The 22,276-nt window shown below is 41.7% G+C and carries 22 protein-coding genes; 8 read left to right on the top strand and 14 right to left on the bottom strand.

Features of this window, described 5'->3' with window-relative positions; genetic code table 11:
• The first annotated feature begins 122 nt into the window (after nt 1–122).
• From CLI64_RS10060 to CLI64_RS10070, 3 genes are all read left to right on the top strand, one after another.
• Nucleotides 123–1,412, top strand: coding sequence for a glucose-1-phosphate adenylyltransferase (locus CLI64_RS10060; RefSeq protein WP_103137096.1), 1,290 nt, complete (start codon nt 123–125; stop codon nt 1,410–1,412).
• 234 nt (nt 1,413–1,646) lie between these two features.
• On the top strand, nt 1,647–2,108 hold the full coding sequence (locus CLI64_RS10065; protein WP_103137097.1) for an AAA family ATPase: 462 nt from the start codon (nt 1,647–1,649) through the stop codon (nt 2,106–2,108).
• 102 nt (nt 2,109–2,210) lie between these two features.
• Nucleotides 2,211–2,471 (top strand): hypothetical protein, encoded by a 261-nt coding sequence (locus tag CLI64_RS10070; protein WP_103137098.1) that lies wholly within the window; start codon nt 2,211–2,213, stop codon nt 2,469–2,471.
• On the opposite strand, the gene CLI64_RS10075 is transcribed toward CLI64_RS10070, so the two are convergent.
• From CLI64_RS10075 to CLI64_RS10130, 12 genes are all read right to left on the bottom strand, one after another.
• The gene (locus CLI64_RS10075; protein WP_103140663.1) at nt 2,455–3,384 is read right to left on the bottom strand and encodes a 1-aminocyclopropane-1-carboxylate deaminase/D-cysteine desulfhydrase; all 930 of its coding nucleotides are present in this window, start codon (nt 3,382–3,384) and stop codon (nt 2,455–2,457) included. The genes CLI64_RS10070 and CLI64_RS10075 overlap by 17 nt on opposite strands.
• A 113-nt stretch (nt 3,385–3,497) precedes the next feature.
• On the bottom strand, nt 3,498–4,745 hold the full coding sequence (locus tag CLI64_RS10080) for a DNA double-strand break repair nuclease NurA (protein WP_103137099.1): 1,248 nt from the start codon (nt 4,743–4,745) through the stop codon (nt 3,498–3,500).
• Between the two features lie 204 nt (nt 4,746–4,949).
• Nucleotides 4,950–5,735: an HAD family hydrolase gene (locus CLI64_RS10085; RefSeq protein WP_103137100.1), complete on the bottom strand. Its 786-nt coding sequence runs from the start codon at nt 5,733–5,735 to the stop codon at nt 4,950–4,952.
• A gap of 399 nt (nt 5,736–6,134) precedes the next feature.
• Nucleotides 6,135–6,527 (bottom strand): MAPEG family protein, encoded by a 393-nt coding sequence (locus CLI64_RS10090; RefSeq protein ID WP_103140664.1) that lies wholly within the window; start codon nt 6,525–6,527, stop codon nt 6,135–6,137.
• Between the two features lie 131 nt (nt 6,528–6,658).
• Complete coding sequence (locus CLI64_RS10095; protein WP_103137101.1) at nt 6,659–7,306, bottom strand: PEP-CTERM sorting domain-containing protein; 648 nt, start codon at nt 7,304–7,306, stop codon at nt 6,659–6,661.
• A gap of 275 nt (nt 7,307–7,581) precedes the next feature.
• Entirely contained in the window at nt 7,582–8,040 is a 459-nt protein-coding gene (locus tag CLI64_RS10100) for a PaaI family thioesterase (protein ID WP_103137102.1), read from the bottom strand.
• Between the two features lie 149 nt (nt 8,041–8,189).
• Entirely contained in the window at nt 8,190–9,218 is a 1,029-nt protein-coding gene (locus CLI64_RS10105) for an acyl-CoA desaturase (protein WP_103137103.1), read from the bottom strand.
• Between the two features lie 264 nt (nt 9,219–9,482).
• Nucleotides 9,483–11,192, bottom strand: a complete 1,710-nt coding sequence (locus CLI64_RS10110; protein WP_103137104.1) for a fatty acyl-AMP ligase — start codon at nt 11,190–11,192, stop codon at nt 9,483–9,485.
• 121 nt (nt 11,193–11,313) lie between these two features.
• A complete protein-coding gene (locus CLI64_RS10115) occupies nt 11,314–12,543 on the bottom strand; it encodes a cytochrome P450 (protein ID WP_103137105.1) in 1,230 nt (409 codons plus the stop codon).
• A gap of 33 nt (nt 12,544–12,576) precedes the next feature.
• Nucleotides 12,577–13,446 (bottom strand): class I SAM-dependent methyltransferase, encoded by an 870-nt coding sequence (locus CLI64_RS10120; protein WP_225977555.1) that lies wholly within the window; start codon nt 13,444–13,446, stop codon nt 12,577–12,579.
• Between the two features lie 13 nt (nt 13,447–13,459).
• Nucleotides 13,460–13,729: an acyl carrier protein gene (locus tag CLI64_RS10125; RefSeq protein ID WP_103137106.1), complete on the bottom strand. Its 270-nt coding sequence runs from the start codon at nt 13,727–13,729 to the stop codon at nt 13,460–13,462.
• A 128-nt stretch (nt 13,730–13,857) separates the two neighbouring features.
• Entirely contained in the window at nt 13,858–14,817 is a 960-nt protein-coding gene (locus tag CLI64_RS10130) for a fatty acid desaturase (protein WP_103140666.1), read from the bottom strand.
• Between the two features lie 972 nt (nt 14,818–15,789).
• Here CLI64_RS10130 and CLI64_RS10135 point away from each other — a divergent pair.
• Nucleotides 15,790–17,415, top strand: a complete 1,626-nt coding sequence (locus tag CLI64_RS10135; RefSeq protein ID WP_103137107.1) for a metallophosphoesterase family protein — start codon at nt 15,790–15,792, stop codon at nt 17,413–17,415.
• 157 nt (nt 17,416–17,572) lie between these two features.
• Here the strand turns inward: CLI64_RS10135 and CLI64_RS10140 are convergent, their stop codons facing one another.
• Both CLI64_RS10140 and CLI64_RS10145 read right to left on the bottom strand, forming a co-directional pair.
• Nucleotides 17,573–17,731: a YqaE/Pmp3 family membrane protein gene (locus CLI64_RS10140; RefSeq protein WP_103137108.1), complete on the bottom strand. Its 159-nt coding sequence runs from the start codon at nt 17,729–17,731 to the stop codon at nt 17,573–17,575.
• Between the two features lie 246 nt (nt 17,732–17,977).
• Nucleotides 17,978–18,325, bottom strand: a complete 348-nt coding sequence (locus CLI64_RS10145; RefSeq protein WP_103137109.1) for a translation initiation factor — start codon at nt 18,323–18,325, stop codon at nt 17,978–17,980.
• Between the two features lie 161 nt (nt 18,326–18,486).
• Here CLI64_RS10145 and trpB point away from each other — a divergent pair, with 161 nt between their 5' ends.
• The 4 genes from trpB (at nt 18,487) to CLI64_RS10165 (ending at nt 22,256) form a co-directional block, all read left to right on the top strand.
• On the top strand, nt 18,487–19,722 hold the full coding sequence (trpB, locus tag CLI64_RS10150; protein ID WP_103137110.1) for a tryptophan synthase subunit beta: 1,236 nt from the start codon (nt 18,487–18,489) through the stop codon (nt 19,720–19,722).
• 279 nt (nt 19,723–20,001) lie between these two features.
• Nucleotides 20,002–20,742 (top strand): CAP domain-containing protein, encoded by a 741-nt coding sequence (locus tag CLI64_RS10155; protein WP_103137111.1) that lies wholly within the window; start codon nt 20,002–20,004, stop codon nt 20,740–20,742.
• A gap of 158 nt (nt 20,743–20,900) precedes the next feature.
• Nucleotides 20,901–21,446: a CAP domain-containing protein gene (locus CLI64_RS10160; RefSeq protein WP_103137112.1), complete on the top strand. Its 546-nt coding sequence runs from the start codon at nt 20,901–20,903 to the stop codon at nt 21,444–21,446.
• A gap of 180 nt (nt 21,447–21,626) precedes the next feature.
• Nucleotides 21,627–22,256 carry a ribonuclease H-like domain-containing protein gene (locus tag CLI64_RS10165; RefSeq protein ID WP_103137113.1) on the top strand — a complete coding sequence of 210 codons (630 nt, stop codon included), beginning with the start codon at nt 21,627–21,629 and terminating at the stop codon, nt 22,254–22,256.
• The last annotated feature ends 20 nt before the right edge of the window (nt 22,257–22,276 follow it).

Below are 22,276 nucleotides of genomic sequence, written 5' to 3' on the forward strand. Positions count from 1 at the left end.
CCATCCCCAAAATTCAGTTTTACCAAAATTCTTTTCCGATAATCTTTGATCCCCCCCTTACCAGAGGCTACATACAGTCCTAAACTGTAGGTGGGAATCAAAAGGCAGTCGGGAGACATCTTGTGAAAAAAGTATTAGCAATTATCCTTGGAGGTGGTGCGGGTACTCGCCTGTATCCCCTCACCAAACTACGTGCTAAACCCGCAGTACCAGTAGCAGGGAAATACCGCCTAATAGATATCCCTGTTAGTAACTGCATTAATTCAGAAATTTTTAAAATCTACGTTCTCACGCAATTTAACTCAGCGTCTCTTAACCGTCACATTGCCCGCACTTATAATTTTAGCGGTTTTAGTGAAGGTTTTGTGGAAGTGCTGGCTGCCCAGCAAACACCAGAAAACCCGAACTGGTTTCAGGGAACAGCCGATGCTGTACGCCAGTATATATGGCTTTTGGAAGAATGGGATGTGGATGAGTACCTGATCTTATCAGGGGATCACCTCTACCGTATGGACTACCGTCTATTTGTCCAACGCCATCGGGAAACCAACGCCGATATTACCCTTTCGGTAATCCCCATCGACGACCACCGCGCTTCAGATTTTGGTTTAATGAAAATTGACCAATCTGGGCGGGTAGTTGATTTTAGCGAGAAACCCAAAGGCGACGCTTTAGCGCAGATGCAGGTTGATACCACTGTTTTGGGATTAACTCCAGAACAAGCAGCCCTACAGCCCTACATCGCCTCAATGGGGATTTACGTATTTAAAAAAGATGTTTTGATCAAACTTTTGAAAGAATCTTTAGAACGGACTGATTTTGGTAAGGAAATTATTCCTGATGCCGCCAAAGATCACAACGTTCAAGCTTATTTATTCGATGGCTACTGGGAAGACATCGGAACGATAGAAGCCTTTTATAATGCCAATTTAGCCCTCACACAGCAGCCATTACCACCCTTTAGTTTCTACGACGAAGAAGCCCCCATTTACACCCGTCCTCGTTACTTGCCACCCACAAAATTGTTAGATTGTCAAGTAACAGAATCAATTATTGGTGAAGGCTGCATTTTGAAAAATTGCCGCATTCAACACTCAGTTTTAGGAGTGCGATCGCGAGTAGAATCTGGCTGTATCATCGAAGAATCTTTACTTATGGGTGCTGACTTCTATCAACCTTCTGTAGAACGTCAGTGCAGCATAGATAAAGGCGAAATCCCCGTTGGTATCGGCCCAGATACCATCATTCGCCGCGCCATCATCGACAAAAACGCCCGCATCGGTCACGATGTCAAAATCATCAATAAAGACAACGTGCAGGAAGCCAACCGCGAAAGTCAAGGTTTTTACATCCGTAGCGGAATTGTAGTTGTCTTGAAAAATGCCGTAATTCCCGATGGAATGATTATTTAGTCATTAGTCATTAGTCATTAGTCATTAGTCATTAGTTAATATTTTGACTATGAACCGTTGACCAAATAATTGGCAGCCGTTAATTATTGGGGTTTCCAGCCCCACTGACTGTAATTGCGAATTGCGTTAGCGTAGTGGGACGTTAGTCCATTGCGAATTGCGAATTGCGTTAGCGGAGCGGGGCGTTAGCCCATTGCGAATTGGTTTGACTGTTGACTATGGACTCTTGACTAAATGACTAAACTACAGTTGCTAATTGGCCTTCCTGGCAGTGGTAAGTCAACCTTGGCACAAAAATTAATCACAGAATGCCCCCAGATGCAACTGATTTCTACAGATGCCATCAGGGGGCAATTATTTGGTGCAGAATCAATACAAGGGTCTTGGCTGTTAATTTGGCAGGAAATTGAACAACAATTACAACAGGCGATCGCTAAAAATAGAGATGTTATATTTGATGCCACCAATGCCCAAAGATCCCATCGTCGAGAAATCATTACTCTTGCTCATGATCTGGGCTTTACCTACATTAGAGGAATATGGGTACAAACTCCAGTTTGGCTATGTTTAGCACGTAACAAAAAACGCCTTCGCCAAGTCCCAGAAGAAGTAATCTTACGAATGCACCGCCAACTGCGTGACGCACCCCCTAGTTTGGCAGAAGGACTAAATGAGATTGTTAAACTATGGGTGTAGGGAATGGGGATGGAGGCAGGGGGCAGGGGGCAGGGGGCAGGGGGCAGGGGAGAAAAACTATTGACTATTGACTATTGACTATTGACCAAAAGGTACTAAACTATGAGCCGAATTAATCCTTATACACTGCAAATGCAGATTACGCGGATGTTTGAGCAAGGACAATCATTCTTTGCAATTACTAAAGTCCAAGAATGGTTGAAAGAACGTAATCAAAATCCTTTAGATTACGATATTCTATTCCATCAAAAACCTGCTCCCCCTGGTTCAAAGGAAGTGATGGTGGTGGAAATTGAGTTACGGCGTAAGGATGGACAACCTGTAGATCCTTGGTTACAAGAACAAGCTAACCTGCACGCTTGATATTTTTCATGGATAAATTCCCCTGTAAGCCGCCTGTGTGAATTAATAATAAGCGATCGCCTACAAAACACCCTTTTTGTATCATATCTAGCACGCCATAAAACATTTTTGCGGTATATACGTAATCTAGGGGTATGCCGTGGGTGCGGGTAAACTCATCGCTAAATGAGAACAGCTCATCATTAACCTTGGCATAACCCCCAAAATGATAATCGCAGACTAATTCCCATGATGCGGGGGTGCTGGCTGGGATGGGAAGACCAGAGGCGTGGTAGTGTGTTAGTAAATTGGTGATGTCTTGTCTGAGAAAGTCACCGTTTTTTAATACAGGGAAACCAAGCGATCGCTGTTTTGGTTTTAAAGCTAAAGTCAATCCCGCCAAGGTTGTCGCTGTTCCACAAGGCACACAAACCGTATCAAATATTTCATTAACTTCCGCAATTATTTCTGTACATCCACGCACACCATCAAGATTACAGCCACCTTCAGGAATGATGAATACTTCGCCAAAACGCTGACGCAACCATGCTTGTAGTTCTGGCGTATGGCGTTGGCGGTAAGTTTCTCGGTCAATGTAAACTAACTGCATTCCCTGTTCAATAGCAAAACTTAAGGTGGGGTTGAGGGGTAGTCTTTCTTCACCACGAATTACGCCGATAGTGCGAAAACCTAACAGATTTCCAGCCGCAGCTGTGGCGTAGATGTGATTAGAATAAGCCCCACCAAAAGTCAGAATTGTGGTGTAATTTTGTGCCTTAGCTGTTAACAAGTTGTATTTTAATTTGAACCACTTATTCCCATTTACCAACGGGTGCATTAAATCCAGCCGCAATACAGATAATTCCACCCCAGCACGAGTAAAAATTTCGCTGTTGATTTTTTGTATTGGCGGTGGAATTAAATTCAAAGACAATATGGTCATTAGTCAAGAGTCAATAGTCAATAGTCAATAGTCAACAGTCCATACTCATTACTCATTACTTATTACTTATTACTTTACTCTTACTCAGCACTCAGCACTCATTACTAAGCAATACTGCCGCGTTTTCTTGCTTCTTTGTAAGAAGTACCAACATTTTTCAAGCCAGCTTTAATCATTTGTTTCTCTAACAACGCAAAGAAACGACTACGATCGCCACCTCTAACTACAGCCTGATTATGGGCTTCTGCGATCGCCACAGGATAACCATAGCCTTTTTGTACCTGTGCCAGCATCAATCCCAAAGCTTGGTTAAGGATATCTGTATTTTCTGCTACCCATGACGGAATTTCTATCCTCGCTATTTCCGTCCCCACATGAACATAACAAAAATAGATAGTTTGATCCCCGTACAGTTCTAGAATACGGTTATTACTACGCCACAAAGGCCCCCGTTGTCCTGGCTTTAGTTGCGTTGTCCATAAAGCAGTATCGCGCAGAGGTTCAAAAACTTTACAGGGGACTTTTTCTAATTGATTAGGACAATAACTTACACAATCTGGTGCAGGATGGGGACAAGCCAACAACCTTAAAAAATTCACCCCTTCCACATTCCGAGAAGCACTCAGATAACCCATCAAAGGAATCTGTACATCTCGCATTTGCTGCCATGCTTCCAGAATCGGAGGTAAGATGCGATCGCGTGCATCAGTCGGTAATTGTTCCAAAAACCAGTAAATTAATGAACCATCCACCATTGCCAAGGTAGGAATTGGGCATTGGGCATTGGGGAGTTCCCCTGCTCCCCCTGCCCCCTGCCCCCCTGCTCCCCTGCCCCCCGCCCCCATGCTCCCCAGTCCCTTCGCCAACTCAGCTAATACCGTCGCTTCCGATGCAGTGCGGCGATAACTCATCCAATCCTCAGTTTTAATTCCCCATTGTCGGGACATATATAAATCTTCTGGGCGGTAAAATACCTCTGGTAAACTATCCATAATCGGATAGCGATTCTGCCCATAGTGAAGGACTACCCGACCGATATTTAGGAGATAACAGTAAGCTATTTCATGATGGTTAGGGGCGATTTGCGAACCATCAGTAGCAATAACAGTGTGTACCTTGGGAGGGGTGGGAATATCTATGCAAGTATTTAACGGCTCAAGGGGTGTAGCACTAGCAAAGAGAATGCGATCGCGCCATTTTTCCTGGAGTGCAATCACCTCATTTTGAGACTCAATCGCCTTTTGAAAATGCTGTTGTGCCAACTCTAAACGTTGACGACTCGCCGCAGCCTCTTGGGAAAGATGCTGACTTAAACCCTGCATTTGTCGCGCTAATTTCGTTAAATCAAGCATAGGAGTGCTGAGTGCTGAGTTGTGAGTGCTGAGTTGTGTTAGCGATAGCGCGGCGTTTAGCCGATGCTGTTAGCGGAAGCGCGGCGTTTAGCCGATGCTGTTAGCGGAAGCGCGGCGTTTAGCCAGTGCTGAGAAATAAATACTACCTTGTCTACCTTGTCTCCCTTGTCCCATTCCCCATGCCCCATTCCCCATGCCCTAAATTTAGAGCCACCCAGCAAAATCCTTAGCAAATTGAGACAGGGATAGTAATTTAATTCCTTGATTGTTTTGGGCAGCTTTTCTTTCTGGTTGGGTATTATAACCCCAATCGGCAAGGAAAAGCTTTACCTGTTTTAAGTCTGTTTGTTGTTGGACTAACTCCAAGGTTTTGAGTCTATCTTCAATAAACCATAAGTTATCAGGCTGGATATCAACTGCTGTGATTAATTCGCGTAAAGTTTCGTATTTGGGACGCTTGACTTCTTTGCCGAAAATTGCACTGGGTGGTAACTCTACACCTTCCCGTTGCAATAACTGCTGTATAAATCGTCCTTCTTTGGTAGAAACAATATATACATTCACCTGAGTGGCGATCGCTAATTTCAGCCTTTCTATCACCCCAGGATAAAATCTATGTAGACTCAGCCAGCCATCTAAGTCTGTAGCTATCCATTCATCCCGCAGGCTATCTAATTTGATTGCAACTTCTTTTGCCAGTAGCTTGTCAGCTAACAAAATCTGTGGAGTAATGCTGATCCAATCCTGAAGAATTTTATCTTCGGGAACGTCATCAATCAAAGCTTTGATTAACACTGGCATTTCCCAACCTGTTTCAATCACAGGTCGGAGACGATAGAATCTCAAAGCTAAATCATCCGGCGGTGTATCGTTAGCAGGCGACCAAATTTGACAGTAAGCGCGCCACGCTACCTCAAAATATTCAATAAGTCCATCACAAATCACACCATCAAAGTCTAAAGCTAAAATTTTTGGACTGCTTGCTGTCATGGTTCTGAGGGGTAAAACTGCTGTTGTCAGCTTAACTAATTACAATGAATATTTTCTGTAGTTAGATGTATCAATCAGTAAAAGTTGGAAACCAGAAGAATCTTTCCCTCTTACTTCCCCCGATTCCCATAGCGATTGTATATTTTTTACTTAGAAGTCCCTTAACTTCCTGAATCCCACGCCAGATGCTACAGTCTGCAAGCCGCAAGAGCGCAAGCTCATAACTCAATACAGTTCAGTTAAGAAAATAGTTTGTAGTGTACCCCTTTGGGGAAGCAAGCTACGCGCAAGCGTCTCGTAGAGAGGACTTTAGTCCTCATCTAAGGACTGAAGTCCTTACTACGAACTTTTCCTTACTTCACAAACCCCATATTTTAGCCTTAACTGAACCGTATTGGCTTATGACTGGAAAGAAGAAAGCAGAATGCCAATAAGCGAACCTAAGAGTAAGACTAAACTACTGATAGAACTGACACCAAAACCAATAACCCGCTTCTTAGGAGCTTGATAATATCCCCAAGCATATGCGATTCTTCCTATCAACCAAACTACACCAATTCCTGTTCCCCAGGATGGACTAACGTAAACAGAAAATAACCATACCCCAGGTAAAAATAACACTAACTGTTCTAGAGTGTTTTGTTGGACTCGCAGCACTCTTTCAAAGTTTGGATTTCCCGTCATTTGAGGAGCAGGTACATTGTACTTGACTCTATATCTACTGACATTAATTGTTAAACCCAAGTACAACAACAGTGCCAAAGCAGTAATCAGACTAACTAAAGGTGACATATAACAATCCCAACAAATCAAAAAATTGATGCCAATTTGCAATGGACTAACTTCCATTGCAAATTGCGAATTGCGTTAGCGTCTCGGAGAGAAGTCCATTGCAAATTGCAAATTGCGAATTGCGAATTGGTTTAATAAGACAGTTGCCATCTACGTTTCATCCAGAAACCCGTTGCACCAACAGCAATAATTCCTGCTATTGTTCCAGGTTCGGGAACAGAAGCCGAAGCAATAGTGGCTTTACCTGTACCAGTAGTTTGAACGCACGGACTCGAAGGTGGACAAATTGTCACAACTTCTGACTCGATTTGTCCCAGAAAAATAGAGGTATTTAGAGGACTTGTAACTCTCCATCGCACTTGAAAGAACGTCTGTATTCCCGCAAAAGGAGAAGAACCACTGACTATTCCTTGACCTGTCACATCGGCTATTAAATCTTTTCCATCAACCCTATATGAACCTGTCTCAAAAGGAGCAATAGGAACAGATGGTAGTCCCAAAGCCTTCAAAAGTGGAAAATCAAGTAAAAATTTGAGATTAAAAGTAGTTTGTTTAGTGTCAGTATCAAAAGTAACTACACTAGGCAAATTTGGGTTTTGGCTTGCAGAAATCACCCCTGTAGGAATTTCTCTTCCACCAATTGGTAAATTAACTGAATCAAAAGTGCCATAAAAATCAGAAAAAGTCTGTTTAATAGTAGCGGCTGACGCAGATTTAGACAGTACAGCAAATACTAAAGTTACTGAAGCAAGACAGCAAATAGTTTTTCTGGCGGACATATTAACCTATTACTTGAATTATTTTTTTGCTTGATAAGTGATACTTTTGCTAGATTTAATGAGTATATAGCAACCCAAAATCATCGAAACAGATTTTTGGTTTTCTGTTCACAAATCTCATCAAATTGCTCTGAATTTTGAGTAGATAATGTGAGTCTCATCAACAGTTAAGAAAGAAGCAAGGGAGCAGGAAAGAACTTGAATTTCAGTTACCAAGCAGAATTAATTACACAACTTTTTCACTGTTCCCTTCTTCCCACAATGAATTTCTCAAATCAGCCGTAGGGGGTGACAGTAGCTAAACCTGTAGCCACTAAGTTTTCTTTAGTTCCTTTCACAGAAAAGACATCAGCCCTGGTAATCACTTGGCTAAAAGTCGATTTAATTACATAACCTCTAGCAATCAATTTTTCTCCAACCGCAGGAGCGATAAAGTTTAGTTTATATTCAGCAGTGACCACATCACCAACCTTAGATGCTGCTGCCCAACAGCAGGCACTATCAATTAAAAAGCCAATTACAGCTCCGTGGGTAAAACCATTATGTTGTTTTAATTCCTCTCGCATCGAGACAATTAATTCAGCAAAGCCATCTTCACAAGCAGTAACTTCTGTGTTTATCCAGACTGTAAAGGGAGAGGTTTTAATGGCTTCTCTTAGTGAGACGATGTTTGCAGGAGTTCTGATTTTCGCCACAGGTTTGGTCAGTTTTTCGGTCTTGACTGTAGTATCCATAATGTAAGAAAGTCCTGATGTTGTGCGATCGCTTGTTTAGGGAACACCAAAAAATCAATGATTCCCGCTTGTTTTTCTGTACGCTTTTTTCTTCCCTGAAACCCCTACACCCTTACACCCCTATACCCCTTTCTTGAAAGATTCTGCAATTAATTCAACCGTTTCGCCTTTACCTGTTCGGGAGTTGGTCGCTTGACATTTGTAGCCCAACCAAGTTTTTCCAACAGGCTAATAAATGAACCACTGGGATCTATTTGCCACCAATCAATGTTGAGGAGGGCAGAACCAGGAAAAGCATGATGATTGTTATGCCATGCTAGTCCCAAAGAGGGAATCGCGAGAAACCAAATGTTACCACTGTGACTATTAGCTTGATCAATAAAGGGACGAGTGCCAAACAGATGACACCCGGCGCGAATAATTAAATCTCCCATGAGAGTCATCACTAAGAATCGAAAACAGCCCCCCCACAGAAAAGCCGTCCACGCGCCAGCAACAGTCCCAGTCAAGACCAACCCTAGCAAAGCTGGTAAAACGAAAGATGCTAAAACAATGCCATAAAAAGAGTTATTGATGATGACCATTGCAGGTTCAGCAAGTAAATCCTTGGCATATTTTTCGGGTGCAGCCATTTGGCTGGTTTTAGAGTTATATTTCCAGCCAAAAAAGGAATGCCAAATATTTCTGATTCTAGATAAAGGCTGTTCTGCATCAATGTAATAGGGAGTATGGGGATCACCTTGTTGGTCTGCATAGATGTGATGCCGACGATGATAGGCTACATACTCAAGAATGGGTGATTCACCCGTCATTGAACCAGCAACAGCTAAAAGAATCCGTAGGGGTTTGATAACTTTATAGCTTTTGTGGGCGAAGAGTCGGTGCATTCCCGCTTCTCCGGCTAAACCCACAAAGTTAAACATGAATAGCAAAATTCCCAAGTCAATCCAACTTATGCCTTGACGCTCAAAAGAAGCGATCGCAGCTATTGTTCCCATGACACTGATCAGATCGATCATGGGATACCACGCATATCTTATCCATTTCCTCACACCAGACAGGGCTTGATATTGAGGATAGCGATCGTCTATTTCTGTAGCTGGGAAAACTTCTGTGACTTCTGTGACAGAATACTGCTCTGGGGTATCAACTAAATAGCTTGTTTGCTGCATTGTCATATATTTTACCTATTAATCCTTAGATACTTTCCTTGACCCTCCGAATTTTAGATTTTAAATTTTGGATTTTGCGGAAAGTTCTGTAGGCGGGTTTCCCGCCGTAGGAAACTTTTCAAGACGGATTGTTTTTGGTACAAGCCCCACCGTGGGTGGAAAAAATCTCAAATACTTGCTGCGCTGCGCCCGCTACGCTAAAGTCCATCCAAAATCCGCAAGCTGCATCCCTTTATGGGCGCAGTCAATCTAAAATCTAAAATCCAAAATCTAAAATTGATTGACTGTTTCGAGAGTTTCTAGTTGTTGCAGCAAATACAGCAACTTAGTACGCTGTCTTTGAATTTTGCCACTAGTAGTTCTGGGTATAGTATTTGACGCTAACAGGACGGTATCATGTACTGTGAGTTGATAATGGTTATAAACAGCAGTCCGAACAGCTTGTTTAATCTCCTCTGCGTAGCAATCAACTTGCTGTGCGAATTGGCGAACCACTTCACTCACCACCACCAGTTTTTGGGAGTAAGTTCCAGAAATCGAGAAGGCTGCACAATTGACTTCCGTAAAAGCAGGGTGAGACAGTTTCACAGTTTCCTCAATATCTTGGGGATAATAGTTTTTCCCGTCAATGACAATCAAATCTTTAAGTCGCCCCGTAATATAAAGTCGCTGTTGAGAATCCAGAAAACCTAAATCTCCCGTCCGTAGAAAGTTCAAGCCATCTCGATAAACGAATGTTTCTTGGTTTTTCTCAGGTTGTTGCCAATAACCGCGTGTAATACTCGGCCCAGCAATCCAAATTTCTCCGATGTGATGAGAAGGACATTCTTTGAGAGTTTGCGGATTGATGATGCGTAAACTTAGTTCGGGCATCACCTCACCATTGCTAACTACAGTGCGGGTATTACCCTGTTGCGGGGACGCATCGGCATCTAAAACTTCATCGCCGCTACAAGGGATAGTCAAAGCCAAAGGTTCTGCAAATTTATTCGTACCGCTAACAATTAAAGTAGCTTCTGCCAAACCATAACAAGGTAAAAAGGCAGATTTTTTAAAGCCGTAGGGAGCAAAGGTATGAGTAAACTCTTCTAAGGTTTGCAGTTTGATATGTTCAGCCCCGTTGTAGGCTACATCCCAAGAGGTTAAAGATAATCCTTCCAGCGATGAGGGATCGACACGTTGAAGACAGAGATCATAGGCAAAATTCGGCCCCCCTGTGGTTGTCACTCGCTTATCTGAGATGGTTTTTAACCAAAGTTTCGGACGTTGCAAAAAAGTCACTGGAGACATGAAATAACAGGGAAATCCCACATATAAGGGCTGAAAGATACTACCAATTAGTCCCATATCGTGAAATAAAGGCACCCAAGCTAACCCAACACTGTTATTGCTATGGCCAAAGGTGCGCTGAATCATCTTTTGGTTAGCAATGATATTCTCATGACTAACTATCACGCCTTTGGGAAAAGAGGTAGAGCCAGAGGTATATTGCAAAAAGCCAATTTCGTTGTTTTGTCGGTCAATTGGGGTGGTCAGAGGTTCTATATCTGCCAGAGATGGGAAAGTGTGGAGGGGAAGGGACGCGGTTAAACCCTCTTTTTCAAATAAGTCTCGGATGCTGGTATCTGTGACGATTAAACTAGCACCACAATCAGCAAAAATCCGTTGATAGTGTTCGCAGTTATGTTTGCGATTGGGTGAACTCAGGGGAACGGGAATGCGATTAGTGTAAAGACAAGCGAAAAACGTAATGACAAATTCAGGGCTAGTGGGTAACTGAATGGCGACGCGATCGCCGCTTGTGGTTTTTTCGCTCAACCATGTCCCTAATTGTTGAACGGCTGTTAATAAACTACCGTAAGTGAGATGAGCATATTCCCTACCTCTAGTATCGAGAAAATAGTATAGGGGTTGATGGGGTTGGCTCTCTGCTCTCAAGAGCAATTTGTCAATCAAACTATTTAAATGACGAGAACTCATTAGTTTTCTTCCTGAAATTCAGGGAAAGGCAATAGTGTGTAGTTAAAGCCCTTATTTTGCCGAAATGGATAGAGGTGAAAGGGCTAAAACCATTGAAATTTTTATCTGAGTAGGAATGACTCTAGATTGTGGAATCAGCAGGGGTAAAAGTCACCGGTAAATTGGTTAAGGTACGAGTGATAAAACCCTCTGGATGCCAACGATAATTATCAGTCGCCAATCTCATTTCCTGTACCTGTTCACAGAGGTAGGTAAATAAAAGCTGTCCTTCTAGTCGGGCAATCATCTGTCCTAGACAGTTGTGGATACCATGCCCAAAAGCTATCTGTGTCGCTGCATCTCGCGTGATATCAAAGGTATCAGCATTTTCAAATTGCGCCTCATCTCGGTTGGCGGAAGCCAAACACAGCAGCATTTTCTCACCTTTGTGAATAGTTTCAGAGCCTATTTGTAAGTCGCTGACTGCTAGACGTACAGTTTGTTGTAACGGTGGATCAAAGCGCAGAATTTCATTAATGACTTGTTTGGCGGTAGCTTTACCTTGGCGGAAAATCTGCCACTGTTCAGGATGTTGAATAAAGGCTAGAACTCCGTTAGTTAACAATCCTTTAGAAGTTTCATGACCAGCTACATAAGTCATCACACAGGCTATCCCTAACTCACTGTCTGAGAGTTGGTCTTCTCCGACTCTGGCCTGAATTAATTTACTAAGTAAATCTCCTCCGAGATGGGTTTTACGGTAATCAATGATTTCTTGGAAAATAGCTAGGCATGATTGTAAATCTTGTTCAATGCGCCGGATACGCATTTTAGTTAACAAACTCGGTTCTAAGATAGAACGCACGCGATGAATATATTCATCGATAGGCTGGATATATTCCTGGGGAACGCCCAGCAAATGGGAAAGAGTATATAAGGGTATTTGATGGGCAATCTGGGCAAAGTCAAAACTTTCGGAATGAATTTTTGGTGTCACTAATTCCGTAATTAGCTGTTGAACATGGGCAGTATGAGCATTAATGTTAGTGTTACTGAAAGCTTGTCCTGCCAAACGACGTAAGCGACCATGATCTGGCGGGTCAGTAAAGACGATCGCTTTTTTGCCTAATTCCACTAAACCCGGAATATCACCAACCTTTTGCTGCACTACGTATTGAGGAATGTAGTTAACACTAACTGCATCGGAGTTCAACACTTGGATAATATCTTGATATTTGGTGATCACCCACATATCTAAGGTATTGTGAATCGGATTGTGTTGGCGCAGTTGTTTATAGGTAGTGTAAGGATCTTCTCGGAAGCCTGGTGCAAAAGGGTTAAATTTCACAGGCGATTGGGCGGTAGTAATCACAGATATGACTCCTTATTAGCAGAGGTCAGATTTTTATTTAGCTAGGGATTGCATTTCAAACCGGAGGAGTAGGATTTGTCCGAAGTAAAAACCTGCTACCGCTAACTTCAAATATTGCTCGTATTTCAGATAGAGTTCTTCGCCAAACTGCTCGATAACTAGTGGTTTTTGACGGCGGAGGTTCTTTAGCCACAAATCACAAGTCTTACCATAATGGAGGCGATCGTTGCGGTAGGTTTTGACTTCAAATAAACCATCGGAGGCTATGAAAATCTCACCAGGACGAGGTAATTCGGAGTCAGGGAAAATCTCTGTTTGGGTGAAGACGTTTTTATCTTCAGCGTTTAATGAACCGTAGGCGATGGTTTGCAACGATAACTTACCTTTAGGTTTTAACCACTGTTGGCAACGGCTGAAAAACTCTCGATAAACGCTGATTTTTTCGTCTGATGCGGCTTCTGGTTGGGCAAAATGTTCAAAAGCACCAATTGAGACGATCGCATCATAGGGGGCTGTTGGCTGATGGACAATCCAACTTTCTTCGCAGACTTGGATCTGAGGGCTATTGAGAGTGCGAATGTGTAGATATTGATTGTGGCTTAAGGTCAAACCTGTAGCCTGATTCTGGGGATTTGATTGGATATGACGTTGCATTAATGCACCCCATCCACAACCAATGTCTAATAGTCTTTTGCCGGTTGTTGCGCCTGAAGCTTGCAGATGCCAATCGATTTTTCTGTGCTGTGCTGCTTCTAGGTCATCATCCAACGTAGGGCTATCCCATAAACCAGAAGAGTAGGTCAAAGTAGAATCTAGCCAAAGCTGATAAAATTCGTTGCTGACATCGTAGTGGTGCTGAATAGCTGCGGCACTACCGCCACGGTTGCTGATACTTGCTACCATTTGTTTCACACTCCTAAGCAGCATTTTCTAGAGAGTTTTCTGTTTGTGTCATTTCCGCTAGATGAGCAGACACTTGAGCAATTGTATTGAACTCAAAAAACAAAGCCGGACTGAGTTCAAAACCTAACCATTCTTCTAAATCTCCTACGAGGGATACTGCGGCTGAAGAATTAAGTCCAAATCTTTCAAATTCGTAGTTCTCGTCAATCTCATCTGACTCGACTTCGAGAATATCAGCTAAGTAGGTTTTGATCCATTGGCTAATTTGTTGTTGAGTTTTCATGACATACTCCTTGATTTACAGTGCAAATAGTGTTGATGAATTATACGGATAGGTAGTATTGTTTCGAGATTCGGGAACAGGCTAAGAATCTAGGTTTGCAATCCAAAATCCCAAATCCAAAATTGGTATTAGGCGTTGATTTCTCGTGCTTGAATTTTTTCTGGGGTAGGAACTTTAACATCCCAAGCCAGATGTAGAACTTGTAGTAGTTGAATGAACCAGTAGCCAGGATCTAAGCGATACCACTCCAAACCAAAGGAAGCTGAAGCCGGAAACGCATGGTGATTGTTGTGCCATGACTCGCCGAAGGTCAATAGGGCAATCAGTCCAAAATTATGACTGTGTTCTTCGGTTTCAAAACGCTTCGCACCAAAGCAATGCAAGAAGGAATTGATTGCCCAAATGGTGTGTCCTCCCCAGAGGATTCTGAAGACTCCTCCCCAAATAAACCCAGCTAACGCACCTGCGAGACTCCAGTGGTACAGACCTCCTAAAACAGCAGGTAATATTAAGCCTAAAGAAGCCCATAGATAGTAGTAGCGATCAACTCTGATGAGAGTTTTGTTTTTAATTAAATCCGGTACGTAGTGGACAACGCTAGGATATGGATGCTTGTACATCCAAGTCAGGTGGGAATGAACTAAACCGCGAATGCGATCGCGCCAATCACTACCATGCAGATTGGGTGAGTGTGGATCACCAGGTTTATCACTCAATTCATGGTGGCGACGATGTAACGCAGACCATGAAATCACACCTCCTTGACCCGCCATTGCACCCCAAATAGCCAACATAGCTTGCACGGCTTCATGGGTTTTGTAGGAACGGTGGGTAAATAAACGATGGTAGCCAGACGATACCCCAAATCCTGTAATTAGCCAAAATAAAACAAACAGGAATAGCTCAAATGCTCCAAATGGTAAATAAGGTATTAACGGCAGAGCGATTAAGGTTCCTACAAATGGCAGGATTTGAAAGAGGATAAAATGTCTCTTTTGTAGACTATGCAGAAAAGGGTTATCCACCACTTTTTTCCGCTTTGTATTGTCAGTTAAAATTGACTCGACATCTACTAGTTCTGTATTCATTTGCATTTACTCAAGCTGGTAATTTTGTATTGCTGAATCAGGTTGTTAAATCTATATAGTCCGCTTAAAAACGTCACATATCCAGGTTAGTAATTAGGGACAAATATATTTCACTAACGTCAATAAATGAACTATCCGAAGACTATATACTTGTGAATCTTTATGCCGAATGCAATCAATTGAAGCCGCATTTAGCTCATTGAAATTCAGTATAAACTTCAGTTCATCTTGCCTATCAGCAAAGCTTGTTATCTGTAAATACATCTTGAATGATGAAGTTTATGCAAAAGATTACTCAATTTATTCTAAAAAAATAAAAATCACTACCGTAGTGCTTGATAGATAAGGTTTTGCAATTGTTAAGGATTGTAAATAGATATATTTACAAGTGGTATTTAATTAGGTAAAAAATAATTATTAAGCATAATAAAAATAAAAAGAGCAAGATTAGAAGTTAACAACAAACACAGTTAAATCCGCTTAAATCAATAATTCACTTTCAGCATATGAATAATAAAAAAAGCAAGATTAAAAGTTAACAACAAACACAGTTAAATCCGCTTAAATCAATAATTCACTTTCAGCATATGAATAATAAAAAAAGCAAGATTAGAAGTTAACAACAAACACAGTTAAATCCGCTTAAATCAGTAATTCACTTCAGCATATGAATAATAAAAAGAGCAAGATTAGAAGTTAACAACAAACACAGTTAAATCCGCTTAAATCAATAATTCACTTTCAGCATATGAATAATGAAAAAAGCAAGATTAGAAGTTAACAACAAACACAGTTAAATCCGCTTAAATCAGTAATTCACTTCAGCATATGAATAATAAAAAGAGCAAGATTAGAAGTTAACAACGAACACGGTTAAATCCGCTTAAATCAGTGATTAAACTCCTTACGTCTATACTTTTAGGTTTTCTTTGTTTTACCCTAATCAGTGTGCGTTCAATTGGGTACACAATTATGACCTCAGCACCGCAACTACTAACCGACCCCTTTTTGCAATTACCAACAGCTAATTCTGTTAGAGTAGTTTGGTTTACTGAGTTTGCAGGTCAGCAACATCAAATTAACTATGGAGAAAATTTACAGCAAAGAGTAGTTGCAACTACCACTAAACTTAGTCGCACCAGGGAAGACCAAAACTCACACATCCCCAACCCACCCGAAAAACCAGTTAATCGCGATATCTGGCGACATGAAGCAGAGGTAACTGGTTTAACTCCAGGTGTGCGGGTTAACTACAGTGTGACCAGCATTAGAGAAGATGAAGAAAGCATCAGTAGTGATGTTTTTACCCTCGCATCCAAACCCCAACCCAATACACCGTTAAAAATTCTCCTCACCTCAGACCATCAACTCAAACCCATGACCGCCGCAAATCTGCAAAAAGTGGTGGAAACTGTGGGAAGAGTAGATGCGGTTTTGTTTGCTGGTGATTTAGTTAATATTCCTGACCGTGCTTCTGAATGGTTTGATGATCTGCGAGGGAATGGGTTTTTTCCCGGCTTACAAGGTCGTGCTAGCTATGAAATGGAATTCAATGGCGTGAAGACAACCTACACAGGTGCAAACATTATTCAACACGCACCTATGTATACTTGCATTGGCAATCATGAGGTCATGGGTAGGTTAGCTAGAACCGACAGCTTAGATGGAGAGTTTAATGATACGATTCCTCGTGATGTTGCCCAAAGATTATATAGCGGTCAATCTTTAATTGACCACTCATTTAATACATATACCTATGAGGAGATTTTGACTTTACCCCAAAGTCGAGAGGGTGGTAAAAAATATTATGCTGTTACTTTTGGTGATGTGCGCTTAGTAGTTTTATACATTACTAATATGTGGCGAACTCCCAAGTTAGATGCCACTTACAATGGGAGATATAAAGAAGCTGAAAGCAATCTCAATCAGCCAGAAAACTGGGGTTATGGGCAGATCATTTATGAGCCAATTGCTCAAGGGAGTCAGCAATATAATTGGCTAGAAACAGAACTCAAGAGCATAGATTTTCAACAAGCAAAATATAAAATCGTCATGTTCCATCACCCACCCCATACTTTAGGTGATAATATCGTTCCTACCTACACTGATCCTGTACAAATTATTGAAAGGGACGCTGAAGGTAAAATCAAAGCTGTGCGTTATGAGTATCCCAAGGAATCAGATTATATTATTCGTGATGTCATTCCTTTATTAGAAGCTGCTCAAGTGCAATTAGTATTTTATGGTCATTCCCATCTATGGAATCGGTTTATTAGTCCTAGTGGAATGCACTTTTTAGAAACATCTAATGTTGGTAACTCTTATGGTGCTGCTTGGAGTGATAAAAAACGAGAAGTCCCATTTGGTTATCAAGAAGAATATACAGCTATAGGCGACCCTAATGGCTTAGAACCTGTGTTACCTACAATCAGCCATTTAGTAGATGAAAACGGTCAGTCTCTGCCTTATGTCGCCAGTAATGATATTACAGTTTTTAGTATATTTGAAACAGCAACGGGTACAATTAGTAGCTACCGTTTTGATACCCGCAAGCCTGATTCTGAAGTGGTCAAGTTTGATGAATTTAAATTGAAATAATCTAATTTTGCGGCTTTAGGTTTTTATCCATTTCTCTATTATCGAACCTAAAGCCGCCTACTCCTAACACCTAATACCAATTATCCAAAATTACGTAACAGATGCAAAGCTTGAAAACCATTACGAATTGCGAATTGCGAATTGCGAATTGGTATAATTATTTCTTGGCAATTACCCACACTGCATGAACGATTCCAGGAATATAGCCAAAGATAGTCAGCAAGATATTAATCCAAAAATCCTTACCAATACCTACCTGTAGAAATACTCCCAAGGGTGGGAAGAAAATCGCGCACAGAATTCGCACTAAATCCATATCAATCTCCCTGTGAAGATACGCTAATCAAGATGTCTTTTGCTCTTGGTTTTAACTACTCTAGAAAAGGTTACGATTCCTGAATTTTATTTAACTGTTTTTTTGTGAGTTGTTTTAGTAGATTCTGGCTTGAAAGTTCTGAGTGCTGAGTGCTGTTAGCGGTAGCGCGGCGTTTAGCCGGTGCTGAGTAATCAATTCTTTAATTTTGAATTTTGAATTTTGAATTGATAAGTCCCCAGTCCCCAACTAACCGCCGCTAATTTTGGCTTTATAACCTAGACTAAGCAAAATTTCTAAAATTTTCTGTTTGTGGTCGCCTTGAATTTCAATTTCATTATCTTTAACTGTGCCACCTGTACCACACTGGGTTTTGAGCTTTTTGACCAAATCAGCCAAAGTTTCTGGTTTAGTTTGAAACCCAGTGATGACTGTGACTGTTTTACCTTTACGTCCGGCGCGGGTGGCTTGGACTCTGACGTTTTGTTGATTTGGTGGTAGTTCTGGGGTAGGTCGTTCTGTGGCGGCGGGGTTATCGTGACCAAATTCGCGGTAGGCGTATTGCTTTTTGTCAGACTTGGAATTGGAGGAAGACATAAAAATTTTAGTGGGAAAATACTGGAGATGCGATCGCAGATGCTTCTAGGAATCAAATTCTAGACTAACATTACATATCTCTTCCGACTTCTCTAATCTATTCTCTCTGCTTCAGACTTTCAATATAATAATGAAGCTATCTCATCACAAAAGTAATTTCCGTGACTACCACTCCCCTTTCTCCAAGTTCTCCCTCTACCACTCAAGTTCCCGATATTCAAGGACGCTTTGGACGCTTTGGCGGTAAGTACGTCCCGGAAACTTTAATGCCTGCTTTAGCGGAGTTAGAAGCAGCTTATCAGCAGTACCGCCATGATCCTAGTTTTCAAGCTGAACTCCAACAACTTTTAGCAGACTATGTAGGACGCGCCACACCGTTATATTTTGCGGAACGTCTAACAGCTCACTATGCTAGACCAGACGGTACAGGCGCACAAATTTATCTGAAGCGTGAAGATTTAAATCACACCGGCGCGCACAAAATTAATAATGCCCTCGGTCAAGTTTTGTTAGCCAAGCGCATGGGTAAACAGCGCATCATTGCGGAAACAGGCGCAGGACAACACGGTGTCGCAACTGCTACAGTGTGCGCTCGTTTTGGCTTGGAATGTGTGATTTATATGGGTGTTCACGATATGGAACGCCAAGCTTTAAACGTGTTTAGAATGCGGTTGATGGGTGCTGAAGTTCGTCCGGTTGCTGCTGGGACTGGGACTCTCAAGGATGCTACCTCTGAAGCTATCCGAGATTGGGTGACAAATGTGGAAACTACACATTACATCTTAGGTTCGGTAGCAGGCCCCCATCCTTACCCGATGATGGTACGCGATTTTCATGCGATCATCGGTCAAGAAACTCGCAATCAAGCTATGGAAAAATGGGGCGGTTTACCTGATATCCTCATGGCTTGTGTGGGTGGTGGTTCTAATGCGATGGGACTATTTTATGAGTTCGTCAATGAGCCTTCTATCAGGTTGATAGGCGTAGAAGCGGCTGGGGAAGGTGTGAATACAGAAAAACACGCTGCTACCTTGACTAAAGGACGAGTTGGTGTATTGCATGGGGCGATGAGTTACCTGTTGCAAGATGAAGACGGACAAGTAACGGAAGCGCACTCTATTAGCGCAGGGTTAGATTATCCTGGTGTCGGCCCTGAACACAGCTATTTAAAAGATATTGGTCGTGCTGAATACTATAGTGTGACTGATGCTGAGGCTTTGGAGGCATTCCAAAGATTATCTCGCCTAGAAGGAATCATACCAGCTTTGGAAACATCCCATGCGATCGCCTATCTAGAAACCCTATGTCCTCAACTTAGCGGTAGTCCCCGCATTGTCATTAACTGTTCTGGCCGTGGTGACAAGGATGTACAAACTGTAGCTAAGTTTTTAAGCTAGGAATAAATCTATCTCAAGACATAAATTTGTTTCAAAAAATTGAGATGGAAAATGACAAAATAAAGTCTATTTTTTCCCAAAAATTAGGAAATATCATCCTAATGATAGAAGGCGATCCTGAGCGATCGCCTTTTCTTTTATGAAAAACTATGAATTTAAACGTGAGCAGAGAATATTCGTAGTTAGGTAACTATAACCAAAGATATATGGACACATAGTGAGTTTGTGCAATCCATAACGGTCTGGTTATATGGTTGCAACAACTACATGGCTTGAAAAATGCTCCGAACGACAATTTATAGTCTTGCTTTAGGCAGTTTTGTTCTCGCCAGTGGAGCAAGTGCTGTTTCCCTAAAAACTCAACCTGTTCAGTTAAAGTCAACAACTACTACCTATCTTCTGGGACAATTTTTCCCAGGACAATATAATCGTCCTCCTAGACCGTATAATCGTCCTGTGCAGTCTTTTCCCCAAAGACCATATAATCCAGAAACATCAAATCCTGGCTCTTTTGGTGGACAACCAAATCAGGGTTTTCCTGGTGGACAATCAAATCCTGGTTCTTCCGGTGGACAACCAAATCAAGGTTTTCCTAGTGAACCATCAAATCCCAGTTCTTCTGGTGGAAAATCTAACTCGAATGCTGCTGCTATCGAAGAGTCAGTTCTCAACCAAATCAACCAATATAGAGCTTCCATAAATCTACCGGCACTGACACGCAATTCTGCTATCGATGAACAGGCTAGAATTCATAGCCAAAATATGGCTAGCGGTAAAGTTCCCTTTAGTCATCAGGGTTCTACACAGAGATTTCAAGCAACTGGTATTGCTTACAAAACCGCCAGTGAAAATGTTGCTTACAACCAAGATAGAGACGCAGCAACAAGTGCTGTAAAAGGCTGGTTAAACAGTCCAGGACACCTGACTAACATCAAAAGCAATACTAATTTGACTGGTATTGGTGTTGCAGTCAATGGCCGAGGTGTAGTTTATCTCACACAAATTTTCATGCGCTCATAGACTAAACTAAGGAATTTTAGATTTTGGATTGAATAATCTAAAATCTAAAATTCTTCTGGCTTCTGCCACTGATGAATATTCAAAAGTATCCTGTTATATATTCCAGGATATAGAAGTTAGAGTATAGGTCTTATAGTATGTACACAAAGTAATTTCGCATGTCCCGACAACCTGCTTTTGGCATCGCTTTAAGTACGCTTGTCCTTTCTGGAGTATTACTTGCTCCTTCGATACCAGGCCACACGTCTACACAGTCACCTAATGATGAGCAATCGTTGTCGGCTGTCTCTCGTCAAGTGGCTACCTCCAACAGCTATCAAACTACTGCTTTAGAGAAATCAGTGTTTGAGCAAATTAATCGTTATCGGGTATCAAGAAAGTTGCCAAAGCTAACCTTAAATGCTAGCATCACTCGCCAAGCCAGAATTCATAGTCGCAACATGGCTAGAGGTCAGGCACCATTTAGTCATGAAGGATTTGAGAGGAGAGTTTACGCTCTTCCCTTGAGGTACAAGAGTGCTGCGGAAAATCTCGCTTTTAATCGAGGATACAATGATCCTGCTAATCAAGCTGTGGTTGGCTGGTTAGAAAGTCCAGGACATTTGAAGAATATCCAAGGTAATTACAATCTTACAGGAATTGGTGTCGCTACGAACCAAAAAGGAGAAGTTTATCTCACACAGATTTTTCTGCGTACTCCCTAGTGGGGAAATGTAAAAGGCAAAAGGTAAAAGGCAAAAGAAAGAATTAACGCTTGATTTTGCTGGGTTTTCGCCTATTTTCAGGGATTGCTGAATTTATGCAGTGCTGCACTAGACGGCATTGGGGCTTTTCTGCACAATAATGATGTATTGTCTAACTGCATAGATTATTTTACGTAATTCATGACATTACAAGATTTTCAAGTAAGCGATCGCGATTTGAGTGACGCTGCGTTATCCCAATATTTACAATCGGAAGTATTGGCTGTTGATACGGAAACTATGGGATTGTTACCACAGCGCGATCGCTTGTGTCTAGTCCAGTTGTGTAATTCCCAAGGCCAAGTAACAGCTATTCGCATAGCCAAAGGACAAACAGCAGCACCCAATTTAAAAACGCTGCTAGAAGCTGATAATATCCTCAAAATATTTCACTTTGCACGGTTTGATGTTGCCACGTTACGTTACCATTTAGACATTCATGTGCAACCAGTTTTTTGTACTAAGATTGCTAGTAAATTAGCTCGTACTTACACCAATCGACATGGACTTAAGGATGTAGTGCAAGAGTTAGAGAATGTAGAACTCGATAAATCTGCTCAAAGTTCTGATTGGGGTAACGCCAGCAATTTATCTGAGGCGCAACTGAGTTACGCTGCTAATGATGTCCGTTATTTAATTGGTGTGCAACAGAAGTTAACCGCCATGTTACAAAGGGAAGAAAGATGGGAACTTGCTCAACAATGCTTTCAAGTTCTACCCACAATTGTTGCTCTGGATTTATTACAATTCAAAGATTTGTTTGAGCATTAGTCAAATAGTCAACAGTCAAC

This window comes from Nostoc sp. CENA543 (assembly GCF_002896875.1).
GTDB lineage: Bacteria > Cyanobacteriota > Cyanobacteriia > Cyanobacteriales > Nostocaceae > Trichormus.

Coding starts and splice junctions, on each gene's coding strand:
- CLI64_RS10065 (WP_103137097.1), top strand. CDS start 1,647: ATGACTAAACTACAGTTGCTAATTGGCCTTCCTGGCAGTGGTAAGTCA.
- CLI64_RS10070 (WP_103137098.1), top strand. CDS start 2,211: ATGAGCCGAATTAATCCTTATACACTGCAAATGCAGATTACGCGGATG.
- CLI64_RS10080 (WP_103137099.1), bottom strand. CDS start 4,745: ATGCTTGATTTAACGAAATTAGCGCGACAAATGCAGGGTTTAAGTCAG.
- CLI64_RS10085 (WP_103137100.1), bottom strand. CDS start 5,735: ATGACAGCAAGCAGTCCAAAAATTTTAGCTTTAGACTTTGATGGTGTG.
- CLI64_RS10090 (WP_103140664.1), bottom strand. CDS start 6,527: ATGTCACCTTTAGTTAGTCTGATTACTGCTTTGGCACTGTTGTTGTAC.
- CLI64_RS10095 (WP_103137101.1), bottom strand. CDS start 7,306: ATGTCCGCCAGAAAAACTATTTGCTGTCTTGCTTCAGTAACTTTAGTA.
- CLI64_RS10100 (WP_103137102.1), bottom strand. CDS start 8,040: ATGGATACTACAGTCAAGACCGAAAAACTGACCAAACCTGTGGCGAAA.
- CLI64_RS10105 (WP_103137103.1), bottom strand. CDS start 9,218: ATGACAATGCAGCAAACAAGCTATTTAGTTGATACCCCAGAGCAGTAT.
- CLI64_RS10110 (WP_103137104.1), bottom strand. CDS start 11,192: ATGAGTTCTCGTCATTTAAATAGTTTGATTGACAAATTGCTCTTGAGA.
- CLI64_RS10120 (WP_225977555.1), bottom strand. CDS start 13,446: ATGGTAGCAAGTATCAGCAACCGTGGCGGTAGTGCCGCAGCTATTCAG.
- CLI64_RS10125 (WP_103137106.1), bottom strand. CDS start 13,729: ATGAAAACTCAACAACAAATTAGCCAATGGATCAAAACCTACTTAGCT.
- CLI64_RS10130 (WP_103140666.1), bottom strand. CDS start 14,817: ATGAATACAGAACTAGTAGATGTCGAGTCAATTTTAACTGACAATACA.
- CLI64_RS10135 (WP_103137107.1), top strand. CDS start 15,790: ATGACCTCAGCACCGCAACTACTAACCGACCCCTTTTTGCAATTACCA.
- CLI64_RS10140 (WP_103137108.1), bottom strand. CDS start 17,731: ATGGATTTAGTGCGAATTCTGTGCGCGATTTTCTTCCCACCCTTGGGA.
- CLI64_RS10145 (WP_103137109.1), bottom strand. CDS start 18,325: ATGTCTTCCTCCAATTCCAAGTCTGACAAAAAGCAATACGCCTACCGC.
- CLI64_RS10155 (WP_103137111.1), top strand. CDS start 20,002: ATGCTCCGAACGACAATTTATAGTCTTGCTTTAGGCAGTTTTGTTCTC.
- CLI64_RS10160 (WP_103137112.1), top strand. CDS start 20,901: ATGTCCCGACAACCTGCTTTTGGCATCGCTTTAAGTACGCTTGTCCTT.
- CLI64_RS10165 (WP_103137113.1), top strand. CDS start 21,627: ATGACATTACAAGATTTTCAAGTAAGCGATCGCGATTTGAGTGACGCT.